This is a genomic window from Bradyrhizobium nanningense, assembly GCF_004114535.1.
In the GTDB taxonomy this organism is placed as follows: domain Bacteria; phylum Pseudomonadota; class Alphaproteobacteria; order Rhizobiales; family Xanthobacteraceae; genus Bradyrhizobium; species Bradyrhizobium nanningense.
This window is the reverse complement of the sequence record NZ_LBJC01000033.1, coordinates 564,115-580,987: the sequence shown is the minus strand read 5'-3', so window position 1 is coordinate 580,987 and position 16,873 is coordinate 564,115. Positions and strand designations below refer to the sequence as shown.

Annotated in this window: 13 protein-coding genes and 1 tRNA gene; 12 read left to right on the top strand and 2 right to left on the bottom strand. The window is 64.0% G+C overall.

Features of this window, described 5'->3' with window-relative positions; translation table 11 throughout:
* Positions 1 to 148 precede the first annotated feature (148 nt).
* The 10 genes from XH84_RS31605 to XH84_RS31560 all read left to right on the top strand — a co-directional run bounded on the left by XH84_RS31605 (position 149) and on the right by XH84_RS31560 (position 10,194).
* Complete coding sequence (locus XH84_RS31605; RefSeq protein ID WP_128921756.1) at positions 149 to 964, top strand: sugar phosphate isomerase/epimerase family protein; 816 nt, start codon at positions 149 to 151, stop codon at positions 962 to 964.
* Between the two features lie 29 nt (positions 965 to 993).
* Positions 994 to 2,631, top strand: coding sequence for an ABC transporter substrate-binding protein (locus tag XH84_RS31600; RefSeq protein ID WP_128921757.1), 1,638 nt, complete (start codon positions 994 to 996; stop codon positions 2,629 to 2,631).
* Between the two features lie 2 nt (positions 2,632 to 2,633).
* Positions 2,634 to 3,617, top strand: coding sequence for an ABC transporter ATP-binding protein (locus XH84_RS31595; protein WP_128921758.1), 984 nt, complete (start codon positions 2,634 to 2,636; stop codon positions 3,615 to 3,617).
* Positions 3,614 to 4,600: an ABC transporter ATP-binding protein gene (locus tag XH84_RS31590; protein ID WP_128921759.1), complete on the top strand. Its 987-nt coding sequence runs from the start codon at positions 3,614 to 3,616 to the stop codon at positions 4,598 to 4,600. The genes XH84_RS31595 and XH84_RS31590 overlap by 4 nt, the downstream gene beginning before the upstream one ends.
* On the top strand, positions 4,600 to 5,529 hold the full coding sequence (locus XH84_RS31585) for an ABC transporter permease (RefSeq protein ID WP_164936548.1): 930 nt from the start codon (positions 4,600 to 4,602) through the stop codon (positions 5,527 to 5,529). Before XH84_RS31590 ends, XH84_RS31585 begins: the two co-directional genes overlap by 1 nt.
* Positions 5,526 to 6,389: an ABC transporter permease gene (locus XH84_RS31580; protein WP_128921761.1), complete on the top strand. Its 864-nt coding sequence runs from the start codon at positions 5,526 to 5,528 to the stop codon at positions 6,387 to 6,389. The genes XH84_RS31585 and XH84_RS31580 overlap by 4 nt, the downstream gene beginning before the upstream one ends.
* Positions 6,390 to 6,662: 273 nt before the next feature.
* Complete coding sequence (gene ilvD / locus XH84_RS31575; protein WP_128921762.1) at positions 6,663 to 8,513, top strand: dihydroxy-acid dehydratase; 1,851 nt, start codon at positions 6,663 to 6,665, stop codon at positions 8,511 to 8,513.
* A 396-nt stretch (positions 8,514 to 8,909) separates the two neighbouring features.
* Positions 8,910 to 9,227: a hypothetical protein gene (locus tag XH84_RS31570; protein ID WP_128921763.1), complete on the top strand. Its 318-nt coding sequence runs from the start codon at positions 8,910 to 8,912 to the stop codon at positions 9,225 to 9,227.
* Between the two features lie 241 nt (positions 9,228 to 9,468).
* The gene (locus XH84_RS31565; protein WP_128922012.1) at positions 9,469 to 9,792 is read left to right on the top strand and encodes a hypothetical protein; all 324 of its coding nucleotides are present in this window, start codon (positions 9,469 to 9,471) and stop codon (positions 9,790 to 9,792) included.
* Positions 9,793 to 10,104: 312 nt separating this feature from the next.
* Positions 10,105 to 10,194: transfer RNA gene (locus tag XH84_RS31560), tRNA-Ser, on the top strand.
* Positions 10,195 to 12,123: 1,929 nt separating this feature from the next.
* On the opposite strand, the gene XH84_RS40425 is transcribed toward XH84_RS31560, so the two are convergent.
* Both XH84_RS40425 and XH84_RS31550 read right to left on the bottom strand, forming a co-directional pair.
* Complete coding sequence (locus XH84_RS40425) at positions 12,124 to 12,279, bottom strand: hypothetical protein (RefSeq protein ID WP_164936549.1); 156 nt, start codon at positions 12,277 to 12,279, stop codon at positions 12,124 to 12,126.
* Between the two features lie 939 nt (positions 12,280 to 13,218).
* Positions 13,219 to 13,827 carry a sll1863 family stress response protein gene (locus XH84_RS31550; protein WP_128921765.1) on the bottom strand — a complete coding sequence of 203 codons (609 nt, stop codon included), beginning with the start codon at positions 13,825 to 13,827 and terminating at the stop codon, positions 13,219 to 13,221.
* Between the two features lie 335 nt (positions 13,828 to 14,162).
* Here XH84_RS31550 and XH84_RS31545 point away from each other — a divergent pair, with 335 nt between their 5' ends.
* Together XH84_RS31545 and XH84_RS31540 are read left to right on the top strand one after the other, a co-directional pair.
* The gene (locus XH84_RS31545) at positions 14,163 to 16,196 is read left to right on the top strand and encodes a VTT domain-containing protein (protein WP_128921766.1); all 2,034 of its coding nucleotides are present in this window, start codon (positions 14,163 to 14,165) and stop codon (positions 16,194 to 16,196) included.
* Positions 16,196 to 16,861: an endonuclease/exonuclease/phosphatase family protein gene (locus tag XH84_RS31540; protein ID WP_128921767.1), complete on the top strand. Its 666-nt coding sequence runs from the start codon at positions 16,196 to 16,198 to the stop codon at positions 16,859 to 16,861. The genes XH84_RS31545 and XH84_RS31540 overlap by 1 nt, the downstream gene beginning before the upstream one ends.
* Positions 16,862 to 16,873: the final 12 nt, after the last annotated feature.

Below are 16,873 nucleotides of genomic sequence, written 5' to 3'. Positions count from 1 at the left end.
GGCGCCGCGATCGCTGTCGTCTGAATCCGGAGCGCGCGGTCGGCAGGATGTCCACATCTCCCGGCGCTACGGAACCTGCATTTCACGGGCCTGTCATCGAACTGGTCTAGCGCTGCTCCCGTCATCGCTGACGGCCAAGGAGCAAGCCATGTCGAAGCCGGTGTTGGGCGCCGCATTGTCCATCAAATCGATCCCTGCGCATCGCGACTGGCTTCTGGAGCGGCAGCGCGATCTCGAAATCCAGGATTTCTTCCGCGCCGATCTTCTCGACAGCGATTGGCGCAGCACCGCCGGCGAGATCAAGCAGATGCTGTCCGGCCACACCGGCCGGCTTGGCATCCATGGTCCCTTCTGGGGCTTCAAGATCGACAGCCACGATCCCATGATCCGCCAGGCGGTGACCAAGCGCCTGCTTCAGGGCCTGGAAGCCGCCGAGTTCCTCGGCGCGACGCAGATGGTGATCCACTCGCCATTCACGACCTGGGACCACAACAATCTCGATCTCTATCCGGACAACCGCGGCAATCTCGTCGAACGCGTCAAGGCGACGCTCGCCGAAGTCATCGCGCGAGCGGAAACCATCGGCTGTGAGATCGTCATCGAGAACATCGAGGACAAGGATCCGCGCGACCGCGTCCGTCTCGCAAGGGCGCTCGAAAGCAGCAAGGTCCGCGTCTCGCTCGATACGGGTCACGCCAACTACGCGTACATCTCCACCGGCGCACCGCCGGTCGACTACTATGTCGAGACCGCCGGCGACATGCTGACGCATGTGCATCTGCAGGACACCGACGGATTTGCCGACCGGCACTGGGCCCCGGGTGAAGGCAACATCCCCTGGGGCGCCGTGTTCCGCGCGCTGGGACGGCTCACGTCCAACCCGCGGCTGATCCTCGAACTCCGCAATCACGACGACGTCCGCGCCGGCGCAGCCCATCTCGCCGCGCTCGGTCTCGCCGAATAAAAGCATCATCCAGGGCAGGGGTTACCGCCATGAGTAATTTTACCCGTCGCACCATCCTGAAATCCGGCGGTGCGGCCGCAAGCACATTGCTGCTGCCGCGCTTTGCCATCGCGCAGGGCGACAATCGTCCGTCGGTGACGATCGCCGTGCAGAAGGTCACCAATGCGAACGTCCTCGACGTGCTGCGCGAGCAGTCCAATGTCGGCGAGCGCGTGTTCTTCTCCTCAATCTGGGAAGGGCTGATCTCGAAGAACTGGCGCGGCAATCTGGAGGCCGTGCCGGGCCTTGCCACCGAATGGCGCCGCATCGACGACCAGACCGTCGAGGTGAAGCTGCGCCAGGGCGTCAAATTCCACAATGGCGACGAGCTCACGGCCGAGGACGTCGTCTTCACCTTCAGCCGCGAGCGCATGTTCGGCGAGACCGAGGCCAAGAGCCGCTCCACGATCCAGGCCTTCGAGAAGGTCCCGACGCCGCGGCCCGGCAAGGAGCTGCCGCCTGATGTGCCCGCCGTCGCCCGCCGCATCTGGCCCGACCTCGTGCGCGTCGATGCCTTCGATAGATACACCGTGCGCTTCTACAACGCGACGCCCGACGTCACCATCGAAGGCCGGCTGTCGCGCTACGGCTCCGACATCATGAACCGCCGCGCGTGGGAGGAGTCCGCAAGCTATCTCGACTGGGCGCGCAAGCCCGTCACGACAGGTCCCTACAAGGTCGTCGAGCTCAAGCCCGACGTGTCGTTGACCCTGGAAGCACACGACGAATATTGGGGCGGCCGTCCGCCGCTCAAGCGCATCCGCTTCCTCGAAGTGCCTGAAGTGGCGAGCCGCATCAACGGGCTGCTCTCGGGCGAGTACCAGTTCGCCTGCGACATCCCGCCGGACCAGATCGCCGGCATCGAAAAGAATTCGGCGTTCGAAGTGCAGGGCGGCACCATCCTCAACCACCGCCTGACCGTGTTCGACAAGAACCACGCCGTGCTCGCCAATCCGCTTGTCAGGCGCGCCTTCACCCATGCGATCGACCGCCAGGCCATCGTCGACAGCCTGTGGGCCGGCCGCACCCGCGTGCCGAAGGGCCTGCAATGGGAGTTCTACGGCGACATGTTCAACGCCGACTGGAGCGTGCCGGCCTACGATCCGAAGCTGGCGCAGGATCTGCTCAAGCAGGCCAATTACAAGGGCGATCCGATTCCCTATCGCTTGCTCAACAATTACTACACCAACCAGGTCGCGACCGCGCAGGTGCTGGTCGAGATGTGGAAATCGGTGGGCCTCAACGTGCAGATCGAGACCAAGGAGAACTGGTCGCAGATCATGGAGCGGGCGCCCACGCGTGCCGTGCGCGACTGGTCGAACTCGGCCGCCTTCAACGATCCTGTGTCGTCGCTGGTCGCCCAGCACGGGCCGAACGGCCAGCAGCAGCAGATCGGCGAATGGACCAATGTCGAGCTGAACAAGCTCTCGGAGTTCCTGGAGACCTCGACCGACCGGCCTGCGCGCAAGAAGGCGTTCCGCCGCATGCTGGAGATCGCCGAGCGCGAGGACCCCGCCTACACGGTGCTGCACCAGAACGCGACCTTCACGGCCAAGCCGAAATCGATCAAGTGGAAGGCATCGCCGGCCTTCGCGATGGATTTCCGCGCCGGCAATTTCGAGGCGTAGCCGTGACACCGCTGGTCAATATCGCAGGCCTCGGCGTCGCCTTCGGCGGCGTGCCGGTGCTGCGCGGGGTCGATCTCGCGCTCGGCAAGGGCGAGGCCCTCGGCCTCGTCGGCGAGTCCGGATCGGGCAAGTCCGTGACCTGGCTCGCCGCGCTCGGACTCTTGCCGCGGCATGCGCAGGTCTCCGGCTCGGTGCGGCTCGAGGGGCGCGAGATCCTCGGCGCGCCGGCCACCGAGCTCGACCATGTCAGGGGCGGGCGCATCGCCATGATCTTCCAGGATCCGGCGAGCGCGCTCAACCCGGTGCTGACCATCCGCAGGCAGCTCTGCGAAGCGCTGGCGCTGCATCGTGACCTCCAAGGCAATGCCGTGAAGGCGGAAGCCCGGCGGCTGCTCGATCTGGTCGGCATTCCCGACGCGGGCCGTCGGCTGGAAGCCTATCCGCACGAATTTTCCGGCGGCCAGGTCCAGCGCATCATGATCGCGATGGCGCTCGCCGGAAATCCGGACCTCCTGATCGCGGACGAGCCGACCACGGCGCTCGATGCCACCATCCAGGCCCAGATTCTGGATCTGCTCTCGACAGTTCGCCGCGAGTTCGGCATGGCGATGGTCCTGATCAGCCACGATCTCGGCGTCGTCGCCGAGAACTGCGATCGCGTCGCAGTGATGTATGCCGGCCGCATCGTCGAGGAAGCCCCCAGCAACCAGCTCTTCGCCGATCCCGCGCACCCCTATGCGCAGGGCCTGATCGGCGCGCTGCCGCCGCTCGACGGGCCCCGCCGGCGCCTCACCGCCATTCCCGGAACGGTCCCTGATCCCGCAAAAATGCCTGGTGGATGCGCCTTCGCGCCGCGTTGCGCGCTGGCATCTGAGCCGTGTGGCCATGCCGCGCCGAGCCTGGCGCCGATCGCGAATGACCGCCGCGTGGCCTGCATCCGCGCCGAGGCCTTCCGCCGCGCGCTGCTTGGGATCGCCGCCGAATGAGCCCGCCGCTCTTCGATGTGTCCACGATCTCCCGCAGCTATGCAATGCGTTCCGGCATGTTCGGCCGAGCTACGGCCGTGCACGCCGTCGACGGGGTGTCGCTCGCGATTGCCAAGGGGCAGACGCTGGGTCTCGTCGGCGAGTCCGGATCGGGCAAGTCGACCACTGGCCGGATTGTGCTCGGCCTCGAGCCGCCCGATCGTGGCGAGGTGCGGTTCGACGGCAAGCCGATGGCCGTGCCCGAGACGGCCGCCTGGCGCGCGCAGCGGGCGCGCATGCAGATAATCTTCCAGGATCCGCTCGGCGCGCTGGACCGGCGCTTGCCGGTCGGGGCGCAAATCCGCGAGCCCCTCGACATTCACGGCATCGGCACGCCCGCGGATCGCGAGGAGCGTGTGCGCGACTTGCTGCGCGCGGTCGAGCTCACGCCGGCGCATGGCGCGCGTTATGCCGGTGCGCTCTCCGGCGGCCAGCGGCAGCGTATCGTGCTGGCGCGGGCGCTGGCCACAAAGCCCGATTTCCTCGTCTGCGACGAGCCGGTCAGTGCGCTCGATGTCTCGATCCAGGCGCAGGTGGTGAACCTGCTCTGCGATCTCCAGGCGCAGTTGTCGCTGACGCTGCTGTTCATCAGCCACGATCTGCGCGTGGTCAGGCAGATCAGCACGACTGTCGCGGTGATGTATCTCGGCCGCATCGTCGAGATCGGCAGCGCCGACGATCTGTTCGCGCGACCGGAGCACCCCTATACGCAGGCGCTGGTCTCGGCATCGCCGGCACCTGGCCGCCGCAGCGCCGGCCGCATCGTGCTTTCAGGCGATCCGCCGAACCCGGCGGCGCGGCCCCAAGGCTGCGCCTTCCATCCGCGCTGCCCACGCGCCATCGCGCGCTGCGCGAGCGAGGTGCCGGCGCTCTCGGCCATCGGCGGCGAGCGCCAGGTGGCCTGCCACCTCGCGACGGGCGCGCAAACGCGGAATGCGGCGTGATGGGACGCTATCTCGCCATACGCTTCGGACGCGCAGCGCTGACAATCGTGCTCGTCGTCACCTTCGCCTTCGTGGTGCTTCGCCTCTCCGGCGATCCCGCGCTGATGATTTTGGGACCTGAGGCGCCGCCCGAGGTGCTCGCCGCGTTCCGCAAGGCCTGGGGCCTCGATGATCCCATCTGGTTTCAGTATCTCGATTATTTCCGCGCCATCGCCAAGGGCGAGCTCGGCCGCTCCATGCGCGACGGACGGCCCGCGATCGAGCTCGTGCTGGAGCGCATTCCGGCGACGCTGGCGCTGACGCTGCCGGCCTTCTTCCTCAAGGTCGCGCTCGGCGTTCCCGCCGGCATCTACGCCGCGCTGCACCGGGGCTCCGCCATCGACCGCGCCGTGATGATGACGGCGGTTGCGGGCTTTACCGTGCCGAGCTTCGTGCTCGCGCTGATCCTGGTTCTGGTCTTCGCCGTGCAGCTCGGCTGGCTGCCCTCGGGCGGACAGGACAGCTGGCGCCACGCCATTTTGCCGATCACGACGTTGAGCTTAGGGGGCGCCGCCGTGCTGGCGCGCTTCACCCGCAGCGCCATGCTGGAGGTGCTGGGCCAGCCCTATATCCGCACCGCCTCGGCCAAGGGCGTGCCGTGGCGCAAGGTGGTGACCTCACATGCGCTGCCGAACGCGGCGATCCCGACCGTGACCATTCTCGGCTTCATGGTGGGTACGCTGATCGCCGGTGCGGTGGTGGTCGAGAGCGTGTTTGCCTGGCCTGGGGTAGGGCGCCTGCTGGTCGTCGCCGTCGCCAACCGCGACCTTGCCGTCGTGCAATGCATCCTCCTGCTGGTCGCGATGACCATGGTCACGTCCAATTTGATCGTCGACTTCCTCTACGGCTTCCTCGATCCGCGCCTGCGGGCCAAGGGAGCGCATGCATGACGGACGCCGCGCTGAAGGATACCGCCATCCGCCGCCGCCGCATCAGCCTGCCGGCGATTCCGGTCTCGGTTGCGCTGGCGATGACCTGGATCGTCGCGATGCTGGTGATCGCCGCCTTCGCCGAGAAGATCGCGCCTTACGGTTTTACCCAGCTCGATCTGCGCAACCGGCTGGCGCCGCCCGGCAATGCCGCGCACTGGCTCGGCACCGACGAGCTCGGCCGGGATGTGCTGTCGCGTCTGCTCGTCTCGATCCGCATCTCGCTGCTGATCGCCTTCGGCGCGACCGCGATTTCGGCGATCATCGGCACCATGCTCGGCTTCCTCGCCGCGCATTTCCGCGGGGCCGTGGAGCAGCTCGTGCTGATGCTGACCGACTTCCAGGCCAGCATGCCCTTCCTGATCATGGCCCTTGCGGTGCTCGCCTTCTTCGGCAATTCGCTGCCGCTCTTGATCGGCTTGATGGGCCTGTTCGGCTGGGAGCGCTATGCCCGCATCGCGCGCGGCCTTGCCATCTCCGCCAACGCGCAAGGCTACGCCGCCGCGGTCCGCCAGTTAGGCGCGACGCCACCCCGGATCTATCTCCGGCACATCCTGCCCAACATCGCCTCGACCCTGATCGTCTCGACCACGCTGGTCTTCCCCGAGGTGATCCTGATGGAATCGGGCCTGTCCTTCCTCGGCCTCGGCGTGCAGCCGCCGATGACCAGCCTCGGCAACATGGTCGGCTATGGCCGCGAATACCTGACCCGGGCGCCCTGGATCATGCTGGCGCCCGCGGCCACCATCGTCGTTACCACGCTGGCCGTCTCCGTGATCGGCGACTGGCTGCGCGACCGGCTCGATCCGACGCTGCAATAGGAGGCGCGGATCTCGTGTCCCGGACGCGCGAAGCGCGAGCCGGGACCCAGGAGGCCACAGCACTCGCTGCCAAATGGCCCCGGCTCTGCAGCGCACCGTCGAAGAGACGCTGCGCCGCGTCCGGGGCACGTGAGAGAGCCCGCGCCGGGAGCAGGGGAGCCCTGTCCGCCCCAAGTTCCCGTTGCGCGCGCCCGGCCCGTGCGCTATCCGGCCACAAAGGCCTGAGGCGGCTTCAATTTTCCCGCCCGGCCCAACCCGAGGACGGAAACCGCCATGCCAGCCTATCGCTCCCGCACCACCACCCACGGCCGCAACATGGCGGGTGCCCGCGGCCTCTGGCGCGCGACGGGCATGAAGGATGGCGATTTCGGCAAGCCGATCATCGCGGTCGTCAACTCCTTCACCCAGTTCGTGCCGGGCCACGTCCACCTCAAGGATCTTGGCCAACTCGTCGCCCGTGAGATCGAGCAGGCCGGCGGCGTTGCCAAGGAGTTCAACACCATCGCGGTCGACGACGGTATCGCCATGGGCCATGACGGCATGCTCTACAGCCTGCCGTCGCGCGAATTGATCGCCGACAGCGTCGAGTACATGGCCAACGCGCACTGCGCCGACGGCCTCGTCTGCATCTCCAACTGCGACAAGATCACCCCCGGCATGCTGATGGCCGCGCTACGGCTCAACATCCCCGCCGTGTTCGTCTCGGGCGGCCCGATGGAAGCCGGCAAGGTCAAGCTGGCCGGCAAGACCAAGGCCGTCGACCTCATCGACGCCATGGTGGCCGCCGCGGACTCCAAGGTCAGCGACGACGACGTCAAGGTGATCGAGCGCTCGGCGTGCCCGACCTGCGGCTCCTGCTCGGGCATGTTCACCGCCAACTCGATGAACTGCCTGACCGAGGCGCTGGGCCTCGCGCTGCCCGGCAACGGCTCGGTGGTCGCGACCCATGCCGACCGCAAGCGTCTGTTCGTCGAGGCCGGCCACACCATCGTCGATCTCGTCCGCCGCTATTACGAGCAGGACGACACATCCGTGCTGCCGCGCAACGTCGCGAATTTCAAGGCGTTCGAGAACGCCATGACGCTGGACATCGCGATGGGCGGCTCGACCAACACCGTGCTGCATCTGCTCGCCGCCGCTCATGAGGGGCAGGTCGCCTTCACCATGAAGGACATCGACCGCCTCTCGCGCCGCGTGCCCGTGCTGTGCAAGGTGGCGCCCTCGGTCGCCGACGTACATGTCGAGGACGTCCATCGCGCCGGCGGCATCATGGGCATCCTCGGCGAGCTCGACCGCGCCGGCCTGATCGACACCTCGGTCTCGACCGTGCACGCGCCGACCATGAACGAGGCGCTGGAGCGCTGGGACATCAAGCGCACCAAGAGCGAGACGGTGCGCACCTTCTATCGCGCCTCGCCCGGCGGCATCCCGACCCAGGTCGCCTTCAGCCAGGAGCGCCGTTACGACGAGCTCGATGCTGATCGCGAGAAGGGCGTCGTGCGCGATCTCGAACATGCCTTCAGCAAGGACGGCGGCCTTGCCGTGCTCTACGGCAACCTTGCGCAGGACGGCTGCATCGTGAAGACCGCCGGCGTCGACGCCTCGATCCTGAAGTTCTCAGGCCCCGCGCGCGTGTTCGAAAGCCAGGACGCGGCAGTGGAAGGCATTCTGGGCGGCAAGGTCGTCGCCGGCGAGGTCGTGGTCATTATCTATGAAGGCCCGCGCGGCGGCCCCGGCATGCAGGAGATGCTGTATCCGACCAGCTACCTGAAATCGATGGGCCTCGGCAAAGCCTGCGCGCTCGTCACCGACGGACGCTTCTCCGGCGGCTCGTCGGGCCTGTCGATCGGCCATCTGTCGCCGGAAGCCGCCGAAGGCGGCAACATCGGCCTGGTCCGCACCGGCGACATCATCGCCATCGACATCCCGAGCCGCAGCATCACGCTGCAAGTCTCCGACGAGGAGCTTGCCAAGCGACGCGCCGAGGAAGAGGCGAAGGGCGATGCCGCCTGGCAGGCGACGGGTCGCAAACGCAACGTCTCCACTGCGCTGCAGGCTTACGCCGCGCTCACCACCAGCGCCGCGCGCGGCGCCGTGCGCGAGGTCAAGCGTCGCTTGAGATAGGCGCCTGATCGGCGGCGCCACGAGGCTGGATCGATTGCTGCGGAGCGAATGCCGATCTCCCACGCAAGCGCAGATGCGCTGTTGCAGGATAGACATGTGGAGCCGCGACGGACATCCGCAAAGAAACGGCCCCCGCCGTCCGGGGCGTGGGCTATTGGGGGTGGAGGCGGGAGCCGTTTGCGAAGTGGGCACCCGACGTGCGGGCTTGCCCGCCAGGCACCTTCAGACTAATGCATTTATCCACATAACGCTATTTAAATTTCATTAATTTTCATTTTATTTATTATTTGGTCGTGCCATCCTAAGAAAAAAATAGCTGAAATCCATTTTTCCAAATCCGGGCGAGGCGGTGGCCGTATTCGAGATCCGTCCGGATCGCCAGTAGCGGAGTTAGCCATGAGTCATTCTCCATCACTCGTGCCGCAAATCGCGACAGACCGCGAGGTCTATCTCGTGCTCGATGACTTCGGCCGGCGGCTCGGCCGCGCCTGGTGCGAGACGGCCGAGGAGGACGCCAATCGCGCGACCCTGCTCAGACATCTCGCGGAGGGGCAATATCTCCATCCGGTACGTATCGTGGCCTTCAATACCGCGGAGGGATGGTCGCGAGATGCCACCGCAGATGTCGCCGACGAGCTTCGCCGCCGTTTTGTCGAACTCGAGGAGACAGATCCCTCGCTGCTGGAATTTTTGGAAAGAGCCGCGAGGCACTGAAGGTCGGCCACCGCAAGCGGCTGAACGGCACGTCGCGCGATGATGAGGGTGGTCAATGAGTTCTTACCGGTCGGCCGTGATCGGCCGTTCGCATTAAGGATGCCCCGACGAACTTCGGCAGCCTAGGATTTTGCGACGTATATTGCTGCGACCTTCGCAAATCCATTTCGGGCAACTGGGGCATCACATAATGTCGCGTACTCTTGCTGTTGTTTTCTCGACCGCCGTCGCCGCGATGTCCATGACGGGCGCAGCCTCCGCCGGCTGCTACAAGTGCTACGCGCCGCCGCCGTGCCAGACCTGCTATCAACAGCAATACGTCGCGCCGCAATATCGCACCGTCGATGAGACCGTGATGGTCTCGCCGGGCGCCGTCGTCGCGCATCGCACGCCAGCGCAATACCACACCGTGATGGTGCCGCAGACGGTGATGATCGCGCCGCCGAGCGTGCGGTACCAGCACATCCCCCCGCAATACGCCACGCGCCAGCGCGTCGAGATGGTCTCGCCGGGCTATTCCTACTACGCCCCGGTGCAGATGAACTGCGCGTCGTGCGGGTACTGAGCCAACGGAAACAAACCGGCCTTGAGCGGCGCTCCACACGGGGCGCCGTTTTCTTTTGCGAGCAGCAAAGCGAGGCCCGGACATGGAGACCAATCCTGCCGGGCCTCGCAACCGGCGACGCCCTGGGAGATGTCGCCAGTGTCCGGGATTGCCGAGACGTCGGCGCGCGGCAGCGCCGAACCTGAGGCCCAAGCTAGAGGAGTAGGCTGACGCTCGCCTGACAGAGGGCGGGCGGATGGGCTTGAGGCGAGGGGGCCAACTTCGCGTTGCCTTACGCGGTCGACTGCGTTAAGCGACAGCCATTCCGGACTTGGAAGGGTGGCCGAGTGGTTTAAGGCACCGGTCTTGAAAACCGGCGTGCCCGCAAGGGTACCGTGGGTTCGAATCCCACCCCTTCCGCCAAAAGATCAACACAATCAATTACTTGGCTCGGTTTCATTCGTTCGACGCACAATCGACGTACAATTAGAAATTGGCGCCGGGCTCGTCGTATCAGCCTCCTGAGTCAAAAGGCCGCACTGTGTCGCGAGATGGCTGAAGATGCCGATGCAGCAAGCGGCGCAGCTCTGCTTGAGATGGCCGAGAGCTACCAGCAGGCGATCGAAAGGGAAGGGCGGCACTTATCGACACCTGCGACCCGCAGTAGCTCGCGCTCGTTCCAAGCCACTAAGAATCGATAATTTGACTCTCGCCAGCGAACGGCGCCGATCGCGACATGCCTCGCCAAGAGCGCCACACACCCACGCATGCAGACGGCCGGCCGCTGAAGACCTTCGTCTGCCAGGGCTGCGGCAGCCGGGGCGCCGACGTGAGGTCTGACTTCGAGAGGGGGAATCCCAAACTTGCGATCACAGGCATGAAAAAGGCCGGCCCGGGAGCCCGGAAATTGAAATTGACCGGAGAACGTCCGGCTCAGATCACGCCCACAATGATTAAAACTCCGATCTCAACCAGTAGGAGCGTACCCGTTGCTGCGGAGATGAAAAACAAATCACCTAGTGACAGGAACTGCATGACTCGCCTTCCAAATTTGCCAAAGAAGCGGCTCCTACATCCGTTGGACGGCATAAGCAGGGGCAGGGATGATGGAGCCGCTTCCAGGAGGTCCTTGACGCGTGCGTCCGGCGCCAAGCATTGGCATCCTAATCCAAATTTAAATCTCGTCCACTATTTAATTCATTTAATTTGTTTTTAATGTTTAATCGGCCGACTTCTGGAGCTTGCCCAAGGCGAGCATCGCCAGCGTGAACCGGCGGGCCCGCGGAAAGCCCTAGCTCCCGACCATACGTGGGCCTGAAGGCAGTCGGCAACGGCCTGGCTTGCGGCCGACCACGCGCGCTCCACCGTCTCTTTTCGATTGGCGGGTTTGACGTACCGACACCTTCAGCTCTTCGGATTAGCCCCCTTCAGCCTGTCCCACGCAGCCTGGATCGCTCGATCGAACGCCTTGCGGGATTCGGCGCGGTCGGCGCTGAGGACCGTCCAGGATTCGCTGCCGGCGCTCTATTCGGTCGCGTTGCCGAATCTGGGCTTAAACAATCAGCGCTGGAGCGGATGGCTCCGGTTAATCCAGGGCGGCCGTTTTCTGTGTCATAACTTCGTCAGTGACGTGATGACACATCGTTACGACAAATGCCGCTCTGCTGCATTGCCATTCACTACCGAGGGCAGCAGGTGAGACTGGTTCGTAAGCGGTCAATCCTAACAGAGCGGCCGCACCGATCAGCAAATTTGCGATAACGAGCTTACGCGCTTTGCGAGTCCACGTTGGGTTGATCATAGAGGTAGTTCCCCTTCTGGGGACATGCGCTGGGAGAGAGGAGGCTGGCCCTCGTTTGTTTCAGGCCAACTTCGCGGCGCAGGAAAATGGTTTCACGCGGATGGGGCCATAACGAGCGAGCCACAGCCCCTGATTGGCCCATACTGAGGATTGCAACGTTGCGGTGACCAGAAGGCCTGCCACGCTCCTATGGCATCATTTTCGGGAGTTTTCCGAGATCGGCTTATGATCTGAGGATCGATTCGGCAGCATCTCGGTTAGACGAGCATGTGCATCCAGGCGACGACGCGAGCGGTATTGGTCGGCCTTGCTGGCCTACTTGTCTCTGCTTGCGTGAGCTCTGATCACGCCAACTCCAGCTCGACGGTTCGATCCGGCGCACGATGGGCGCGAGACCTTAGTGAACCGCCCCCAAGCCGACCGTCCGCTGATGCAGCAGCAATTCCTGCGACCAAAGCGGATCTTAATGCTGCGCGCGAGAGTGCGTTGCGATAGAACTCTGGAGGCCCCAGGGCTAGTCAGCGCGAATGACGGGCCGGCCGCGGATCTTATCAATTGGGGGGCTTGTCTCTCGGGTTGAGCAGCCCCAATCGTCGTTCAAGCTCTTCCTTTTTTGCCACGAGTCTCGCGGCGAGAATGTCATTGACGACCGTGTGGAGTCGCCACAGCTCTTCGAGAGACATGCTCTCAAACGGCATCCGTTCCATGAATCCCCCCGACTCACGAATTGCCCATAGCTTGCAGCTGGAGGGGCAAATGGCAACTCGGGGTGGGTTGCGCGGAAAGTTACCTACACTGACGGCGCCGCCTTAGTTTATTGGAAGCTGTACGCCCTGACCTTGACCGCGAACGGCGCAACTGGGCTTGCGCCAATCGGTTTCGCAGGACGTCCAATTCGGTAATTCGACATTCGAGAAATGCGACGCGTTGGTGCAGTGCAACAGCGAAATCGAAAGTTTGATCGTAAATGCTCATCACGACCTCAACACAAGCAGACTGAAAAACATCTCAACAATCTTAGCATTACGACAGTAGCCGAGCACGATTACAAGGCGAATTTTTATGCAGCGCGAGGGTAGCTCCAGCCCCGCTCCAATTGTGGATCAGAGCGCCGGAGTGCGAGGCCCGCCAGCATGAACGCGCGGGCCGCGTTGGGCACACTCGATTGGCTGGCATCCCCGCTTCAGAAACAAACTGCGCCAGTGCCGGCCCGGCAAGGCCGATGGCCCGCCTGTCGCGGAAGAGGCGCCATCCGCGGCAAGGGACCGCTTCGGGCGTTCTAACGCTCCGCGATCCTCCCACATGATTTGGTTAAGATTGTCCATTCCCCGGCAGGGGAAAATTTGCGTGCTTACGCCTTGATGTCGCTCGCCGTCAGCGTGATGGAGGCGTGGAGCGATGGGACAAAAGGCCCGAATTTTTGAACGTGTACGCGCGTTGCCAGATATCCTGAAAATGCTTCAGGAGCTCGAGGAGCTAAGAGAGAAGGTCCGGCTCGCCGAAGCTGCGCGGGTCCTGCATTAGGTAAGAGGTCAATGACGCCTTTGCCCGTAGTCGCGACGCGCGTGAACTGAGCCTGCTCTCAGGCGACGGCACACGCGCTCCTACATCCACTTTTTGGCGGGTACGCCGGCGAAGCAGAAACCTCAGCTCTTCGGATTGGCGCCCTTCAGCGTGTCCCACGCAGCCTGGTTCGCTTGATCGAACGCCTTGCGGGATTCGGCGAGGGCGGCGCTGAGGACCGACCAGGATTCGCTGCCGGCCTGCTTCAGCTTCTGCAGCCGCGCTTCTGCTTCGGACGCATCGGATTTCATTTGCTTGAGCGCGGCATCGACATCGACGGTGCGGGCTGCGGCCACTTTGCCCGCGGCCTCGCGGAATTTGTCCGCCGCTTCTCGCCAGGCCTTGGCCTGTGCCGCCGCGACGTCCTTGAAGGTGGCCTGCTGCTGCTCGAACTGTTTGCCGGCGCCTTCGAAGTAGATCTTCATCTGGGCTTCGAATCCAGCCCATTGCTTTTCCAGGTCGGCCTTGGCGTTGGTCCAGGCGGCTTCACCTGCTTCCGCCTGGGTCTTGAGCATCGCCTGAAATTCGTCACGGCGCTTCGTCAGATCGGACAGGAGCTGATCCGTCTTCACCTTGGACTCGGCCTTGGCCTGGCCGGCTTTGACCTCGAACGAGGCCAATGCGGCATCCATCTCGTCGATCCGCTCCTTGGCCCAATTGAGGTAGAAATGCATGCTGCTCTGCTGTGACATGGCCGTCTCCATCTGCTTGTCGACGTGAGATTCTCAGAGCTTGGGCCAGCTCGTATTGACCTGTCTCAATGATGGTTGCAGTCTCACGAAACTGAGATTGCGGTGTCGCACCGTGCAGCGCCGCGCCCCGTGCCGGAGCGACGCCAGAAGCTGATCGGTCTGATCGAGGGCCTTATCTCCGGCCGTCGCCCACGAACCGCATCCCTGAAGTGTGGAACCCCTTGAGTGTTCAGCGCGTTTGACCGCGAAGGCGAATCTGCGAGGTCCACCTGCTTCAGAGTTCATCGACCCTGATCCCCGGCGACACCGTCTGGCGACGGTGCAAGTCGCGGCGCGTGGCGATTCTAAACGATGCTGCCGCATATTTTGCGGCTCTGCGCGCGGTGCTGCTCGAGGCGCAGGATCTCGTCTACATCGTCGGTTGGGATATCCATAGCGAGACCAGGCTGGTCGGAGCCACGGGGCGGGCGGATGACGGCTTGCCCGAACAGCTTGGCCCATTCCTGCGCGCACTCGTCCACCGCCGGCCGGCTTTGCGGATCAACATTCTCGTCTGGGACTTCGTCTCGTTCTACGCCTCCGAACGGGAATGGAATTCCGCGGCAAAATTCACCGCCGACACCGACGGCCGCGTCCGGTTTGAACTGGATTCCACGCTTCCGTTCGGTTCGGCCCAGCACCAGAAGATCGTCTGCATCGACGGTTCACTGGCGTTCGTCGGCGGGCTCGATCTGACGATCAGGCGCTGGGACACGAGCGAGCATTGCGCCGATCAGCCGTTGCGCTGCGATCCCGAGGGCAAGCCATATCCGCCGTTTCATGACGTCCAATGCCTGGTCGACGGGGATGCTGCCGCCTCGCTGTGCGAGCTTGCAGAGGAGCGCTGGCGCGCGGCAGGCCAACAGACGCATGGTCGGCGCGCGCTGAGACATACGCGCTGGCCCTCGCACGTGGTGGTCGAGGCCGAGCATATCCCCGTGGGCATCGCCAGGACCGACGTCGTCTGCCCCATGGGTTCGACCATCAAGGAGGTCGAACGCTCCATGATTGCGGCGATCCGTTCCGCAACGAGCTTCGTTTACATCGAGAACCAGTTTACCAGCGCCACCAAGATCGCGCGTGAACTGGCGGAGCAGATGCAGCGCGTGCCTTCGCTTCGGGTTCTGGTAGTCGCGCCAAAACTGCATTCCTCGTGGCTCGAATCCCAGGCCATGCAAAACGGCCGCGGGGCCTTTATCGACTGTTTCAGCGAGCCGGGAGTGGCCGATCGTATCCGCTTCGTCTACCCGGTCTCGCGCAATGGGGACACGGAAGCGGCCGTGATGGTACACAGCAAGCTCATGATCGTGGATGACCGGATCTTGCGGATCGGATCGGCCAATTTGAACAACCGGTCGATGGGCGCCGATAGCGAATGTGACCTGATCTTTGAAGCAGCTTCCGATGAGCATCGGGAGTTCGTCGCTTCAGTCCGCCATCGCCTGATCGCCCATTTCTGCGGCCTCGACGAACGGAGCGTCACGCAAGGCGAGGATCGTCTTTTTGCTCTCCTGGACGAGGTATCGAGAGCTGATCGCGCGAAGGCGCTGCGGGAGGTCGAGTCCTCGGTTTTGACCAGCACTCTGGCCACGATGGTTCAGCCGGTGGCGGACCCTGAGCGGCCGCTTCACCTCGAGCGGGCGGCATCTCGTATGTGGAACACCAAGACCATCATCGGGATCGTGTCGATCGCCGTGGGGCTTTTTGGCCTGGCGATGGCCTGGTCGTACACATCCCTAAGCGATTTTGCCGACACGGGGCGCATCTCGAATTTGCTATCCGCCTATTCCCAGTCCGTCTGGGGGCCGCCATTCGCGATCGCGGCTTTTGTCGTCGGCGGCCTGGTCGTGTTTCCGGTGCTCGTGCTCATTGCAGCAACGGCCGCCGCGCTTGGGCCATGGCTGGGTTTCGTCACGGCGACCGCCGGCGTCCTGCTCAGCGCCTTCGTCCTATTCGTGATCGGACGGGCACTCGGACGACAGCGGCTCCAGCAATTGCTTGGACGGCGTGCCGCGCGGATCCAGGGCCGCGTCGTCGGCAAGGGTATTCTGGCTGTCGTCGTCATCCGAATGATTCCCATCGCACCGTTCTCGGTGGTGAATGTCGTGGCGGGTGCGAGCACGCTGCCGCTGCGGGACTTCCTCGTCGGTACGGTGCTGGGCATGACGCCTGGCATCCTTGCCATGGCGGTTCTTGGGGCTCAGATCGCGGATGTCGCCCGCGATGCATCCTGGAGCAGCATGTTGCTACTCGTGCTGGCGTTCCTCGGCTGGCTCGGCATCTGCGCGGGCGCGCAATTCGTCGCGACCTGGCTTGCCGGGAGGCGCTGATGCGCTTCATGACGTGGAATGTGCATGGCACGTTCAACCTCAATCCGAAGTTCGATCTGGAGGGTGTTTCCTCGATCGTCCGCAAATGGGCTCCTGATGTCGTCGCGCTTCAGGAGGTGGATTCGCGATCGAGGCCGGACGATCCGTTTGGGAAGCTGGCGAGTGTCGTCGGCGATCACCGCGTTCACGCCAAGTCGATCGTCACTGAGGATGGCGACTACGGTCAGATGCTGCTGAGCCGCTTTCCGTTCTCGGGTGTGCCCGAGATCGTCGACGTGTCGTATCGCGAGCGCGAGCCGCGCAGAGCCATTGCGACCAGCCTGCTGACGCCGGTCGGCGACGTGCACGTGGTCGCCACCCATCTGGGCCTGAGCATCCATGAGCGCTATGCGCAGGCTCAGGCCCTGGTGAGCCTGGTCAAGCCAGCGAGGACCGTCGTCCTCGGCGATTTCAACGATTGGTTTTGGGTCAAATCAGTACGGCGCGTGCTCGCGCAGGTCTGTCCAAACCGAACCCGGCTGCGAACTTTCCCGTCGCGTCTACCCCTGATGCGGCTTGACCGGATCTATGCGACATCCGACAGCCGGATCGGGAAAGTGTGGACCGATGAAGAGGCGAGAGCCTTCTCGGATCATCTGCCGGTCATTGCCGAGATCGAGATCTAGGGGCTTTTAAGG

Bases quoted from the DNA above. Each gene is read 5' to 3' on its own strand.
- XH84_RS31605 (WP_128921756.1), top strand. From the start codon at position 149: ATGTCGAAGCCGGTGTTGGGCGCCGCATTGTCCATCAAATCGATCCCT.
- XH84_RS31600 (WP_128921757.1), top strand. From the start codon at position 994: ATGAGTAATTTTACCCGTCGCACCATCCTGAAATCCGGCGGTGCGGCC.
- XH84_RS31590 (WP_128921759.1), top strand. From the start codon at position 3,614: ATGAGCCCGCCGCTCTTCGATGTGTCCACGATCTCCCGCAGCTATGCA.
- XH84_RS31585 (WP_164936548.1), top strand. From the start codon at position 4,600: ATGGGACGCTATCTCGCCATACGCTTCGGACGCGCAGCGCTGACAATC.
- XH84_RS31580 (WP_128921761.1), top strand. From the start codon at position 5,526: ATGACGGACGCCGCGCTGAAGGATACCGCCATCCGCCGCCGCCGCATC.
- ilvD (WP_128921762.1), top strand. From the start codon at position 6,663: ATGCCAGCCTATCGCTCCCGCACCACCACCCACGGCCGCAACATGGCG.
- XH84_RS31570 (WP_128921763.1), top strand. From the start codon at position 8,910: ATGAGTCATTCTCCATCACTCGTGCCGCAAATCGCGACAGACCGCGAG.
- XH84_RS31565 (WP_128922012.1), top strand. From the start codon at position 9,469: ATGACGGGCGCAGCCTCCGCCGGCTGCTACAAGTGCTACGCGCCGCCG.
- XH84_RS40425 (WP_164936549.1), bottom strand. From the start codon at position 12,279: ATGGAACGGATGCCGTTTGAGAGCATGTCTCTCGAAGAGCTGTGGCGA.
- XH84_RS31550 (WP_128921765.1), bottom strand. From the start codon at position 13,827: ATGTCACAGCAGAGCAGCATGCATTTCTACCTCAATTGGGCCAAGGAG.
- XH84_RS31540 (WP_128921767.1), top strand. From the start codon at position 16,196: ATGCGCTTCATGACGTGGAATGTGCATGGCACGTTCAACCTCAATCCG.